Origin of the sequence: Pseudomonas chlororaphis subsp. chlororaphis (assembly GCF_003945765.1) — a bacterium.
Classification (GTDB): Bacteria; Pseudomonadota; Gammaproteobacteria; order Pseudomonadales; family Pseudomonadaceae; genus Aquipseudomonas; species Aquipseudomonas chlororaphis.
The window spans coordinates 4,360,571-4,374,357 of sequence record NZ_CP027712.1 but is presented as its reverse complement, the minus strand read 5'-3'; the positions used below and the strand labels follow the sequence as shown (position 1 = coordinate 4,374,357).

General features: G+C 62.7%; 9 protein-coding genes. 2 read left to right on the top strand and 7 right to left on the bottom strand.

Annotated features, from left to right (window positions below):
* Positions 1–249: 249 nt before the first annotated feature.
* A complete protein-coding gene (locus tag C4K27_RS19670; RefSeq protein ID WP_053261825.1) occupies positions 250–648 on the top strand; it encodes a hypothetical protein in 399 nt (132 codons plus the stop codon).
* 12 nt (positions 649–660) lie between these two features.
* On the opposite strand, the gene C4K27_RS19665 is transcribed toward C4K27_RS19670, so the two are convergent.
* The 6 genes from C4K27_RS19665 to C4K27_RS19640 form a co-directional block, all read right to left on the bottom strand.
* Positions 661–2,844: a TonB-dependent siderophore receptor gene (locus C4K27_RS19665; protein WP_053261824.1), complete on the bottom strand. Its 2,184-nt coding sequence runs from the start codon at positions 2,842–2,844 to the stop codon at positions 661–663.
* A 305-nt stretch (positions 2,845–3,149) separates the two neighbouring features.
* Positions 3,150–4,556 carry an ATP-binding protein gene (locus C4K27_RS19660; RefSeq protein WP_053261823.1) on the bottom strand — a complete coding sequence of 469 codons (1,407 nt, stop codon included), beginning with the start codon at positions 4,554–4,556 and terminating at the stop codon, positions 3,150–3,152.
* Complete coding sequence (locus C4K27_RS19655) at positions 4,553–6,364, bottom strand: DAHL domain-containing sensor histidine kinase (protein WP_053261822.1); 1,812 nt, start codon at positions 6,362–6,364, stop codon at positions 4,553–4,555. The genes C4K27_RS19660 and C4K27_RS19655 overlap by 4 nt, the downstream gene beginning before the upstream one ends.
* Complete coding sequence (locus C4K27_RS19650) at positions 6,361–7,314, bottom strand: cytochrome-c peroxidase (RefSeq protein ID WP_053261821.1); 954 nt, start codon at positions 7,312–7,314, stop codon at positions 6,361–6,363. The genes C4K27_RS19655 and C4K27_RS19650 overlap by 4 nt, the downstream gene beginning before the upstream one ends.
* A gap of 26 nt (positions 7,315–7,340) precedes the next feature.
* Positions 7,341–9,209 carry a putative bifunctional diguanylate cyclase/phosphodiesterase gene (locus C4K27_RS19645; protein ID WP_053261820.1) on the bottom strand — a complete coding sequence of 623 codons (1,869 nt, stop codon included), beginning with the start codon at positions 9,207–9,209 and terminating at the stop codon, positions 7,341–7,343.
* Positions 9,206–11,482, bottom strand: a complete 2,277-nt coding sequence (locus C4K27_RS19640; protein WP_053262092.1) for a GGDEF/EAL domain-containing response regulator — start codon at positions 11,480–11,482, stop codon at positions 9,206–9,208. The genes C4K27_RS19645 and C4K27_RS19640 overlap by 4 nt, the downstream gene beginning before the upstream one ends.
* A 213-nt stretch (positions 11,483–11,695) precedes the next feature.
* On the opposite strand from C4K27_RS19640, the gene C4K27_RS19635 reads away from it, so the two are divergent.
* Positions 11,696–13,054, top strand: coding sequence for a response regulator c-di-GMP phosphodiesterase, NosR family (locus C4K27_RS19635; protein WP_053261819.1), 1,359 nt, complete (start codon positions 11,696–11,698; stop codon positions 13,052–13,054).
* A 12-nt stretch (positions 13,055–13,066) separates the two neighbouring features.
* Here C4K27_RS19635 and C4K27_RS19630 read toward each other — a convergent pair whose 3' ends face one another.
* Positions 13,067–13,780 carry a murein L,D-transpeptidase catalytic domain family protein gene (locus C4K27_RS19630; RefSeq protein ID WP_009044554.1) on the bottom strand — a complete coding sequence of 238 codons (714 nt, stop codon included), beginning with the start codon at positions 13,778–13,780 and terminating at the stop codon, positions 13,067–13,069.
* Positions 13,781–13,787: the final 7 nt, after the last annotated feature.

Below are 13,787 nucleotides of genomic sequence, written 5' to 3'. Positions count from 1 at the left end.
CCGCGCCCGACCTGTCGGGTGAACCGGAACCTGGGGCGGATATCCGCTCCAGGCTAAAAAAACGCCGCTCCCAGGAGCGGCGTTTTTTGTTTGTGCGGCGCATTCAAGAGCCTTTGCCCTCGCGTCCTGCAACCCTGCCTTGCGCCCATGGCGCATTTTTAACCGAAACATCCAAGTCACGCCTGCCCGGGAACTATTGCCGGGAAATCCCTTTCCATAAGCTCGACGCAATGATGCCTGGAGAAGGCGATGTTCAGAGCTTGCTCTTTAATCTCGATCATCTCGATTCTGCTGTCGATCCCGCTGGATGCCGGCGCGGATTCCGGCACGCAGACAAATGCCCGGTACTCCAACGATCATGCGAATTGGGAGCGCCTTCCCGTGGTCAATGACTACCAGGTGAGAGCGCTGTTGCAGGCTTCGAAACGGGACTGGAACCCGGCCGCGGCGCTGCCGGCCGATGCCAGGCAGAGCCTGCGCCGGGGCAGGACGTTACCCAGGCAGCAGTCGCGACGCTTGAACCCCAGGCTGGTCCAGCAGTTGCCGCGTTACGACGGCTACCAATGGTGGCGCGCGGGCTCCGATCTGCTGCTGGTCAGGACCTCGAACCGGATGATCTTTGACGTCCTGGTCGATGCCTTCCAGTAGGACTGGCCCCGATCAGAAGTTGATCGAGGCGCTCAACCGCGCGGTCAGGGGCGCGCCCTGGAACAGGTAGCCATCGCCCATGTATTCACCGGCGTCACGCCAGTAGCGCTTGTCGAACAGGTTGTCCACGGTCAGCCGGAACACGGTGTCGTAACCGTCGATGCGGGTGCTGTAGCGGCTGCCGATGTTGAACACGGCGTAGCTGCCAGTCTGCACCTCACCCTCGCGGTTGGCGTACTTGCGACCGCTGTACTGCACGCCGCCGAGCAGCGCCAGGCCGTCGAACCAGGGCAGGGCGTAGTCGCCGTAGAGGCTGGCGCGCAGGGTCGGCACGTTGAGCGCCTGGTGACCTTCGTACGCCGGGGTGTCGCTGCCGGTGACCCGCGCGCGGATCGCCGCGACACTGCCCGAGACCTGCAGGCGTTGGCTGGCCCAGCCATTGGCCGAGAGTTCCAGGCCGGTGTTCTTCTGTTCGCCCTGCTGGGTGAAGGTGAAGGTGCCGTCGCCATTCGGCCGGGAGTATTGGTAGGCCTGGCGGATCTGGAACAGCGCCGCGGCCAGGCTGATGCGCTGCCAGTCATACTTGATGCCGGCCTCGATCTGCCGCGACACGGTAGGCGCGAGGATTTCAAAGGCATTGCTGGCGAACCACGGCGCCTCGCCACCCAGGGACAGGCCCTTGCTGTAGCGGGTGTACAGCGCCAGGTTCTGCACCGGCTTGTAGATCAGCGCGGCCTGGGGCAGGAACACATAACGCTGGGTGTGGCGGGTGGTATCGCCCTGGCTGTCGAAGGTTTCCTCGTCCAGGCGTACCTCGCGCCCGCCGAGCACGGTCTGCCAATGTTCGTTGAAACTGATGCGGTCGTTGAAGAACAGGCCGTACTGGCGGCTGTCCAGGCGGCGGTAGGAGTCGTTGAGCGGTCCGTCGTAGCGGGCGAAATCCGCTGGCTCGCCGTCGATGTTGGCGCTACCGATCATCTGGTTGATCGGGTCTCGTTTGTCCACCACGCGGCGGAATGCGCTGGTGCCGATACTGAGTTCGTGGCCCAGGCCGCCGGTGTCGAAGTTGCCGCTGAGGACGGCCTGGACCTCGTCGTTGCGCCGGGTATCGTCCGGGCTGCGGAAATCGTAGATGTCGTAGTCGCCCTCGGGGCTGAAGTGATTGGGCACCGCCGCGCCGGCGCAACTGGCGGCACCGTAGCAGCCCCAGGCGAACGAGCTGTAGTCATCGATCACCACCTGGCTGCGCGAGGCGCTGAGGTTGCCTTTCCACTGGTCGTTGAAGCGGTACTCGAAGTTGCCGTTGAGGTTCAGCGCGTCAGTGCCGACCGGCTTCGAGCCGCTCTGGTGCGCCAGGAGCTTTTTCGGCGAGGCGTGGTGCGGCAGGCTGGAGCCGCCGAGCAATTGATAACCCGGGGCCGAGCGCTGTTCCTTGGTCTGGTACTCGATGTCCAGTTGCAGCAGGGCGTCGGGGCTGATGTTCCAGTCGAAGGACAGGGAGGCGAAGTCGCGCTGGCCATTGGTGTGTTCGACATAGGAGTGGATGTCCTCGTGGGCCAGGTTGGCGCGCAGCCCGAACTGCTGCTCGCTGCCGAACCAGCCACCGACATCGGTGGCCACATAGCCGCTGCCGCGATCGTCGGTAGAGACTGTGACCGAGCGCACGTCGGTGGGGCGCTTGGTCACGTAGTTGATCAGCCCGCCGGGCTCGCTGACGCCGCTCTGCAGGCCGTTCAGCCCCTTGAGCAATTCCACCTGCTGCTTGTTTTCCAGGCCGACGTTCTGCTCGCCGGTGATGCTGCGGCCGTTGATCCGATAGCTGTTGGCGGCATTCAGGGAGAAGCCGCGCACCGTGAAATTCTCGTAGTAGCCGACCGGCGCATAACTTTCGCCGACCGAGGCGTCGTTCTTCAGCACCTCGCTGAGCAGGCGGGCCTGCTGGTCCTTGATCAAGTCTTCATTGATCACCGCGATCGAGGCGGGGGCATCGAGCAGGGGAGCTGCCTCGAAACCGCCAACCGCGGCGCTGCTGGCCTGATAACCGGAGCGGTCTTCGCCGGTCACGGTCAGGGCCGGCAGTTCGGTCTCGGCGGCCTGGGCCACGGGCGCGGCACCGGCCAGCAGCAGGCTCAGCAGATTGCGCGCGAACCGCGGGGCGGGCAGCCCCTGGCGGGAGGCCCGGTAAAGCATATCCATGAAAACTCCTCGACGATGGCGATCCCGGCCCCGGCGAATACCAGGCACAAAGGGCCAGGCGCGCTCGGGAAAGCGTCGTGCTGTTTAAGACGGGGGAAGCGTGTGTGCCCTGAAGGCGTCAGGCCGGATGTACTCCGGTGGTCATTGGCAAGACGAAATCGGCGACCCATTCTTGAGGCGCGCCATCATACAAGAGATCGGGCCTGCGGCATGCCCCGGCGTGCCGCGTCGCTTGGATCGCCGGCAAGCCTGGCTCCTACAGAAGCAGCAGTGGTGTCGAGCCTGTGGCTGGAGTGCGGGGGCGTTCAGCCGGCCTTTCTGCTCTGATGCACGGGAAGCTCGACGCGGAAGGTGGTGCCGACACCGACCTCGCTGCGCACCGAGATGTCGCCGCGGTGTTTCTTGACGATGCCGTAGGACAGCGACAGCCCCAGCCCCGTGCCCTGGCCCACGGGTTTGGTGGTGAAAAACGGGTCGAAGATTTTCTGCAGGCTGTCCGGCGGGATGCCCGAGCCATTGTCGGCCACTTCGATCCACACGTTCTCGCCCTCGACGCCGTTGCGCAGGGTGATGGTGCCCCGTTCGTTGCCCATGGCCTGGGCGGCGTTGACGATCAGGTTCATCACCACCTGGTTGATCTGCGAAGGCAGGCACTCGACCTCCGGCAGCTCGGCGTACTCCTTGATCACGTCGGCCTTGTACTTGATCTCGGCGGCGACGATGTTCAGGGTCGAGTCGATGCCCTGTTGCAGGTTCGCCCATTGCCATTCCTGGGTCGAATCGACCCGGGAAAAGTCCTTGAGATCCTTGACGATCTGGCTGACCCGGCCGATGCCGTCCTTGGATTCCTTGATCAGCAGCGGAATGTCCTCGAGGAGGAAATCCAGCTCGATATCCGTGCGCAACTGTTTCAGCCGATCGCGCAGCTCGCTGGCGCCGATCCCGGTTTCGGCATTGCCGTAAGCCTCGAGCATCTCCTGCAGGCGCTTGAAGTAGTTGTCCAGGGCGCCGAGGTTGGAGGAAATGAAGCCGACCGGGTTGTTGATTTCATGGGCGACCCCGGCGGCCAGCTGGCCCAGGGAGGCGAGCTTTTCCGATTGCACCAGTTGGCTTTCCAGCAACTTGCGCTCGTCGATTTCCCGTCGCAGCGCGGCGCTGGCCTGCTTGAACGCCAGGGTACGTTGCTCCACCCGTTCTTCCAGCTCGCTCATCTGCAGCTGCGCGCGCATGGTCATTTCCCATTTGGTGGTGAGGGTATTGGCCATCTGCTGGACTTCGATATTGTCGAAGGGCTTTTTCAGGATCAGCAGCCGGTCGTGGCCGTTCAGGCGATCGAGCAACTCGTCCCAGGAATAGTCGGAGTAGGCGGTGCACACCACCACTTGCAGCAGTGGGTCGTGCTTCCACAACTCTTCGATGGTTTGCGCGCCGTCCCAGCCATCGGGCATGCGCATGTCGACGAAGGCCAGGGCATAGGGCTGCCCCTTGCCCGCCGCCTCCAGCAGTTTGCCCAGGCCTTCCTGGCCACCGTAGGCCGAATCCAGTTCGAACACCGTGGCGGCGGTTTTTGGCGCGCTGCCGAACAGCGCGCTTTCCATCGCATCGAGGTCGGCGCTGTCGCCGGTCTTGGGCGTGAGGATCTTGCGGAAGTCGTCGTGGATCGCCGGGGTGTCGTCAATCAGCAGGATGCGCCGGTTTATCGGGTTGTTCATGCCTCAACCTCGGCGGTGATCAGGGGGATCTGCAGGACGAACAGCGCGCCTTTGCCCGGGCCGTCGCTGTGGGCGGTCAGGTGGCCATTCATCTCGATGGCCGCCAGGGCGCAACTGTGCAGGCCGAACCCATGGCCTTCCTTGCGGGTGGTGAAGCCGTGGGCAAAGATGCGGGTCATGTTTTCCGGAGCGATGCCTTCGCCTTCGTCGCGCACGCTGATCTGCAAGGTCTCGCCGTCGACCACCGCTGCCGCCAGGGTCATGTTGCGCGTCTGGTTGGACAGGTCGGACATGGCGTACTTGGCGTTGCTGATCAGGTTGATCAGGATCAGCAGCAGGCGATGCTTGTCGCCCATGATCAGTGGTACGTCGGCGTATTCCTTGCGCACGGTCACATGATGGCGGGTGAGGGCGCCGGAGTTCATGCGCAGCGCATCTTCGAGCAGTTCGCTGACCGACAGCGGTTCCAGCAGGCTGCTGGCGCCCGCATAGGATTGCTGGGTAGCGACGATGTCCTTGATGTGATCGACGCTTTTGCTCAGTTGGCTCAGCTCCTCGGTCATGCCTTGCTGTTCCAGGTCGATGGCCTCGACCAACTGGTTCAGGTAGCCGGGCAGCAATTTGCCCTTTTCGTCCTCGGTGAGATAGCTGCCCAGGTCCTGCTTGTGTTGGTTGATCAACTGCATCGCCTTGCCCAGCCCCTGGGCCTTGCTGTTGCGCAGCTTGCGGCTGACCAGGTCGGCGGAGATGTTCACGCTGTTGAGCACGTTGCCGACGTTGTGCAGGACATTGGTGGCGATTTCCGCCATGCCCGCCTGGCGGGCGGTGTCGAGCAGTTCGCTCTGGGTGTCCTTGAGCTGGCGCGTGCGCTCTTCGACCCGTTGTTCGAGTTCGTCGTTGGCGGCCACCAGGGCGCGGTTCATCTGGTTGATCTCGGCAAAACTGCGGATCAGGCGAATGCCCAGCCAGATCAACAGCAGCACCAGCAGCGCGGAAAACAGCAGCAGGTAGAAATGGTATCGCTGGTCGACGGCCTCGGCCTGTTGCTGGTCGCGGTTGAGCAGGACGGTGATGTCGTCCAGGCGCTCGTCGACCGGCACCACTTCGATTTCCTCGAGCAGGCGGTTGACCTTGGGTTGCTCGCGCAGGATCAGCCCGACGTGGTTGCTGAGGGTATCGATCAGGCCATGGAAGTCCGTGGGCAAGCGCTCCTTGTTGACCGTCAGCTTGTTCAGGCCCACCAGGATATCCGCGGCCCTGTCGTCGGAGGTGACCTGGGCGAACTCCAGGCTGCTGAGCAACAGGTCGTAGGTATCGGTGGCGATGTTCTGCAGTTGCAGTTTGTCCGCGTCGTGCAGTTGGGCGAGCTCTTGCTGGATATCGTCCTCGGCGGTCGGCAGGAAGGCCAGGGAGTTGCGCAGCACGGAGTTGTGCGACTTGAACTGTTCCACCAGCCGGGTCTTTTCCTTTATCGCGTTCAGGTAGCCGTCATGGGCATTGCGCCACAGCGGCGAATCGTTGCGCTGGTTCTGCGCCTCCATCGAGTCGAATTTCTGCCACAGGCGTGTCATTTCCCCCAGGGGTGAAACCAGCGGATCGTAGTTGTGGGTGATGGCCACCCTGGCCTTGAGTATTTCGTTTTCCCACAGCGAGTCCTGCTGCTTGATCTGGCGGATCAGGTCGCGCGATTCGGTGTAGGTCACGGTCTGGTCGGACCTGGACTTGAGGTAGAGAAAGAGCAGGATCGAAGCCATCAATACCGCCAGGGCGGCGAGCAACAGGATGCTTACGCGACGGGATACTTTCATAAAGGTTTGCCTTCCCATTCGCCGGTCAGGGTCTTGAGGAATTTGACGATCAGGCGTTTGTCTTCCTCGGACGGCGTACGTCCCAGCTGGTACTTGAACATCACCGCCACGGCGCCTTCGAGGGTGGCTTGCGAACCGTCGTGGAAGTACGGCGCCGTGACCGCGACGTTACGCAGGCTCGGCACCTTGAACACATTGCGGTCGTCTTCTTCGCCCGTGACGTTGAAGCGCCCCAGGTCGGCCTCGGTAGGGTTGCCCCGGGCCGCGAAGTAGTCGCCGAGCACGCCGAACTTCTGGAACATGTTGCCGCCGATATTCACCCCCTGGTGACAGGCGATGCAGCCGTATTCCTGGAAGCGCTGGTAGCCGTACTTTTCCTCGATGTCGAGGATCTCGGTGTTGCCCGCCAGGTATCGGTCGAAGCGCGAGTTGGCGCTGAGCAGGGTGCGTTCGTAATCGGCCAGGGCGCCCTGGATGTTGGCCTGGGACACACCACCGGGGTAGGCATCGGCGAAGGTGGTGCGATAGGCCGGGTCGTCGGCGATGCGCTGTACCACGACTTTCCAGTCGCTGCCCATTTCGCTGGGGCTCTGCACCACGATGTGCACCTGGTCTTCCAGGGTTTCGGCCCGACCGTCCCAGAACTGGTGGAAATTCAGGCTGGCGTTGAACACGCTCGGGGTATTGACCGCCACGGGCTTGCCATCGAAACCCAGGGAGTGCGGAACGGTATCGGCACCGCCTCGATCAAGGCGATGACAACTGGCGCACGACAGGCTGTTGTTCACCGACAGGCGCGGGTCGTTGAACAGGCGTCGTCCCAGTTCGACCCGCTTGCTGTCCAGCGCCGGTGCTGCGGGGAGGGGGTTGAGCGGTCCTTCCAATGGCGCGGCCTCGGCGCCTGGAGCGAGCAGCAGGTTGGCCGAAAGGAGTAATGCAAGTGACGACATGGTCGGTATCCTTACCAGGCACAACTTCATGGATGGGGCAGGTGAGGTCGCTGGGATTCGGTCAGGAAGCGGGCGAATGCCTCGGGCTCCACGGCCTTGCTGAAGTAGAAACCCTGGCCTTCCTCGCAGTGGTGACGCTTGAGAAAGTCCAGTTGTTCGGCGGTCTCCACGCCTTCGGCGATGATGCTCAGGTTGAGGCTTTTACCCAGGTCGATGATGCTGCTGACCAGTTTCGCGTCGTTGCTGTCGGTGCCCAGGTCACGCACGAACGACTGGTCGATCTTCAACACGTCGACCGGGAATTTCTGCAGGTAGCTCAAGCTCGAGTAGCCGGTGCCAAAGTCGTCGATGGCCAGGCGCACCCCCAGCTGCTTGATGGCATGGAGCGTGGCGATGGTGGCGTCGACGTTCTGCATCAGCACGCTTTCGGTGATTTCCAGTTCCAGCAACGTCGGGTCGAGCCCGGTCTCGGCCAGCGTGCGGGTGAGGCGTTCGACATAGTCGTGCTGACGGAAGTCGATGGCCGACACATTCACCGACATGCAGATGGGCGGCAGGCCCTGCGCTTGCCAGGCCTGCGATTGCAGGCAGGCACGGCGCAATACCCATTGGCTGAGGGGGACGATCAGCCCGCTGTCTTCGGCCACCGGGATGAAGTCCGAGGGGAACACCCAGCCATACCCGGGCCGGTTCCAGCGCACCAGCGCCTCGGCACCGACCACCGTGCCCCGCGCCAGGTCCAGCTTGGGCTGGTAGTGCAGGACGAACTCCTCACGCTGCAACGCCAGGCGCAGGCCGGTTTCCAGGGTCTGCTGCTGGCGCGCGCGCAGGTTCATGTCTTCGATGAAAAAGCTGAAGTTGTTGGGGCCGCAGTCCTTGACGTTGCGCATGGCCGTCTCGGCGTTCTTGATCAGCGTTACGGCATCGGCGCCATCGTAGGGATAGATGCTGATGCCCAGACTGGCGGTGACCGTCAGGTCGTGGCCCGCCACGGAATGAGGGGTATTGATGGCGGCCAGGAGTTTTTCGGCCACCCCTCGGGTCTGCTGTGGGTGCAGGATGTCGCCGATAATCACCACGAACTCGTCCGAACCGTAGCGAAATACCGAGTCGGTTTCGCGCACCGTGGTCGCCAGGCTGCGGGCGACGAGCTTGAGCATCTCGTCTCCCGCCGGGTGCCCGAGTGCGTTGTTGATGCGCTTGAAACGGTCCAGGCCGATGAACATCACCGCCAACTGGCGGTCATGGCGGCGGGACTGGGACAGATGCTGGGTCAGGCGATCACCGAGCAAGGTACTGTTGGGCAGTCCGGTGAGCACATCGTAGTGCAGCAGGTGCGACACGCTCAGCAGTTCCTGGACCCGTTCCTCGATGGTCTGTTCCAGGTTGCGCATCTTGCTTGCCGCGTCCTGCGCCAGCTGCCATTTCCAGGTCAGGGCGCTGGCCATCTGGCGAATTTCGAGGCTGTCGAACGGCTTTTTCAGGATCAGCAGCTGGTCGCCGAACTCGATACGTTCGGCCATGGCTTCCCATGAGTAATCGGAGAACGCAGTACATAGGGCGATCTGCAACTGCGGATCGGTTTTCCACAGATGCTCGATGGTCTGCAGGCCATCCCAGCCGGGTGGCATGCGCATGTCGATAAAGGCCAGGGCATACGGCCGGCCTTCGGCCTGGGCGCGCTTGACCAGTTCCACGGCTTCCTCGCCCTGGTAGGCCGAATCAAGCTCGAAGTGCTGATGGGGTCTGCGGCTGGCGCCCAGCAGCAAGGCTTCGGTGTTGCCCAGAGGCCCTTCGTCTTCGGGGCTGAGAATCTTGCGAAAGTCCTGATGGATCGCCGGTGTGTCGTCGATGATCAGAATTCGCCGATTGGGCACCACGGATAACGGGCTCACCTGAAATTCTCCGACGTCGGATCCGCCGACCTGGTGCTGCCATCCACAGCAGCAGACCTGGCCTTGAGCAGTTCGCCAGCCTGGTCGCTGTCGACCGCCGCACCGAGCGAGTGCCCCAGTGACGTGCCGCTGGATATCAAGGTCGTACGCTGCTCCTGGGTTTCCACCCCTTCAGCGGTGACCCCGATGCCCACCTCGCGGGCGAAGTTGAGGATGGCCCGGAGCGTCATGGCGTTGTCCGGGTCGCTGCTGGCGCTGTCGAGAAAGCGCTGGGCAAGCTTGAGGTGGTTGACCCTGTAGGTCTTGAGGTAGTCGAACGAGGAATATTCGGTGCCGAAATCGTCGATGGCGATCTTCACGCCCAGCTCGCACAGCCTGGGCAGGATGTCGTTGTGGGTCCACTTGGTCTGGGCCAGGGTGCCCTCGGTCACGTCGAATCTCAGGTCCCACGGGCACAGGTCCCAGCGCGCGGTGGTGCGCAATACGTCGTAGATCAGTTCTGGCCCGGTCTTGAGCTGGACCAGGGACAAATGGATCGCAATCAATGGCGGTGCCACGTTCTGGTCGCGCCAGGCGCGCATCTGCCGGCAGGCCTGGTCCAGCAGCCAATGACCGAGGGCGATGACGATGCCGGTCTTCTCGGCCGCGGGCATGAAGTCCTCGGCCTCGAGCCAGCCGCGCAGGGGGTGGAGCCAACGAACCTGGGTCGCCATGCCGAGGATCCTGCCGGTACCGAGATCGACTTCCGGCAGGTAATGCAGGTGCAGTTCGTCGCGTTCCAGGGCCAGCTTCAGGTCGTTGGCCAGGGTCACCCGCTCCGTGACCTCCTGGTTGATTTCCTCGCTGTGGAAATGGAACTGGTTGCGGCCCTTGTCCTTGGAGCGATACAGCGCCATGTCCGACTGCGCCATCAGGCTGTCGGCACTCAGGGTCTGCGGGCTGTAGAGGCTGATGCCGATGCTCACCGAGATGCGCACCTCGTTGCCTTCCAAGGAGTAGGGGAGCAGCAGGGTGTCGCGGATTTTCGTCGCCAGCGCGGCACAATGCGTGGCCTCGTCGACGTCCAGTTGCAGGATCGCGAACTCGTCGCCGCCCAGGCGCGCCACCACATCGTTTTCCCGGGTGCAGGCCTTGATGCGCCGGGCCACTTCCTGCAGCAGCAAGTCACCAATGGGGTGGCCGAGGGTGTCGTTGATGCGCTTGAAGTGGTCCAGGTCCAGGTAAAACATCGCGAAGGGCGCGGCTCCCCGTCGGGCCGCGGCGAATGCCTGATGCAGGCGCTCGATCAGGGTGGCGCGGTTGGCCAGCCCGGTCAGGCTGTCGGTGCGGGCCATCAGGGCCATTTTTTCTTCGGCCAGCCTGCGTTCGGTAATGTCGAGGATGATCCCTTCCACCTCGACCAATTGGCTCTGGTCGTTGCGTACCGGAATATAGCGGTTTTCCACCCAGCGAAAGGCACCATCGCCGGTGCGCATGCGGAACTCGATGGAGGCTCCCGCCACATCCCGATCGAGGATCCGCAGCATGGCGTTCTTGACCTTGGCCTGGTCGTCGGGGTGGATCAGGGTCTGGGCCCAGTCGGCCGAGGCCACCAGTTGCGCCGCCACATGGCCGAACTTGGTGATGTTGTGGGAGATGTACATCAGCGTGAACGATGGCTCGCCCCGCAGGCGATAGAGGATGGTGGGGCTGTTCTGCACGATGATGTTGGCGTCGGCCAACTCGCGGGTGCGTTCCTCGACCGCTTGCTCCAGCTGGTCCATTTTCAGTTCGGCGTCTTCGGTCATCTGCCATTTGACGGTCAAGGCGCTGGCCATCTGGCGGATCTCGATGGCGTCGAAGGGCTTTTTCAGGATCAGCAGGCGGTCGCCCAGTTGCAGGCGCTCGGCGATGTCTTCCCAAGAATAGTCGGAGTAGGCGGTGCACAGGGCGATTTGCAGCTTGGGGTCGACCTGCCACAGCCGCTCGATGGTTTCCAGGCCGTCCCAGCCGGGCGGCATGCGCATGTCGATGAACGCCATGGCATAAGGCGCATCGTGATCCAGCGCTGCCTGCACCTTGTCCAGCGCCTCCCGGCCCTGAAACGCTGAGTCGAGGAAAAAATGCTCCAGCGAGGCACTGACGGGCGTACCGAACAGGGCGGCTTCGGCGTCGCTGAGGCTGTCCCCGGGGGCATCCGTGCAGGCGAGGATCTTGCGAAAATCCTCATGGATCGACGTCGTGTCGTCGACGATCAGAATTCGCCGGTTGGTCCGGTCTGCCGACGCCATCATCGGCGTGCCCCAACTCGGTGCGGACACCTTGTATATAAGCTCATCGGGCTTCCCTTCCTGCTTCCTGAACATGCAGTCCATTTTGGCCTTGAGCATAGTCAGGCTCCCCCGTATGCGCTAATCGGCCGGCGTCGAATTCATGCCGAAACACTACAAGTCATCTAGCCTGTCCCAGAAGGCGGGTCTGATCGCAGTCAAAGGGGAGGGGGAACCATGGAAGAACATACAGCGGGCACAGCCCAGGACAGACCGACGGTACTGCTGGTCGACGATGAGGAATCGATTCTCAATAGCCTTCGTCGGCTGTTACGCAGCCAGCCTTACGACATCCTGTTGGCCGACAGCGGTGCCAAGGCCCTGGAGATCCTCGAACAACGGCCGGTCGACGTGGTCATGAGTGACGCCCGCATGCCGAGCATGGACGGTGCGACCTTGCTGGCCCATATCCATCAGCGTTATCCATCGACGCTGCGGATCCTGCTCACTGGTTATGCCGACATGACCTTGATTGCCAAGGCCATCAACGAAGGGCAGATCCATCGGTATATCAGCAAGCCCTGGAACGACGAGGACATGCTGGTGACGCTGCGCCAGGCCCTGGCCCATCACAATTCCGAAAGCGAGCGCCAGCGTCTGGAAACCCTGACCCGGCAACAGAACGAGCAATTGAAAACCCTCAACTCGACCCTGGAAAAGCATGTGGCGGCGCGCACCGCCGAACTGCAACAGACCGCCGACATGCTCGATCTGGCGTATGAAGAGCTCAAGCGCAGCTACGTGACCGGTACCGAGGTGTTTTCGCTGCTGGCCAACCTGCGCCTGCCCAAGGCCAAGCAGACCAACCGGCAGATCATTGAGCTGATTCGCGTCTATTGCATCACCCATGGCCTGGACGAAGCCGACAGCCGCAACATGACTATGGCCGCCGCGCTGTACAACATCGGCAAGCTGAGCTGGACCGACAGCATGATGACCGCGCCCGCGGACCTGCTGCACCACAACGAGCGCGACCTGTACCGGGCCTACCCGAAGCAGAGCGAGTCGCTGCTGATGACCCTGGAGCCGATGAAGGACGCGGCGCGCATCATCCTGCATCACCAGGAACGCTGGGATGGCAGTGGTTTTCCCGATCATCTCAAGGGCGAGGCCATTCCGCTGGGCTCGCGCTGGCTCAAGCTGGCCGTGGACTTCATCGAGCTGCAACGCGGGCTGATACTCGAACGGCAGATGAACAGCGATGAGGCGCTGCTGTTCATTCGCAAATACGCCGGCAAACTCTACGACCCCGACCTGGTGGAGGATTTCGTCGGCGTCTGCGCGGCTTATCAGAGCGATGTCACCCTGGCCGATCCGACGGTCAGGGTCCTGACGACGCGCGACCTGGCCCCGGGCATGACCCTGGCGCGCAACCTGAATGCCGACAATGGCATGCTGTTGCTCAATGCCGGCAAGGTGCTGAGCGGCCCGCTGGTGGACAAGCTCATCGCCTTCGAAGCGATGGAAGGGGCGAAGTACAGCATCTTCGTCAAAATACCCGAAGAGCCGGAAACGGCGGCCTCGGCCGCCGGTTAAGGAGCGAACGGGTTAACCGCCGCTGGCGGCGACAATGCTGGCCACCTGGCGTGGCTGGCAGTTGAGGTAGGGCGAGGATTTCAGCCAACGCTGGTCGGGGTACCAGGAAAACATGAACTGACCGTCCTTGAGGCGGTCGATCACCTGGCGCGCCACTTGCGGACGCACGGCCGGGCAACCCAGGCTGCGGCCGATGCGCCCTTGGCGTCGGCTCCACAGAGGGCTCACATAGTCGGCCGCGTGAATCACGATATCCCGATCGCGGGCGAGGTCATTGAAACCTGGCTCCAGGCCGTCCATGCGCAGCGAATAACCGTGGCTGCCTTCATAACTTTCCTGGGTGCGGAACAGGCCGAGGCTGGACTGGAAACTGCCCATGCGATTGGAAAACTGGGTGGCGAAGTTCTCCCCGGATTTCTGCCCGTGGGCGACCAGGTCGCGCAGCACCAGGGTTCTTTTATTCAAGTCGAAGATCCACAGGCGGCGGGCGGTGGAAGGTTGCGAATAGTCGATGACCGCCAGGTGCCGGGCTTGCCTGGCGCCGCTGTTGACTGCGCATTGCATGGCGCTCAAGGCACTTTTCAACACTTGGGGATTGAGTTCTGGAGCGGCGTGGGCGAGGCTGTTGTAAAGCAGCGGAGTCGTGTTGTTGGCGGCGAGCGCGGGGCTGCAGATCGCGCCTAGGGTGGTCATTGCCAGACAGAGCCGGCGCAAGAAGGTCAGCATTCTAGAG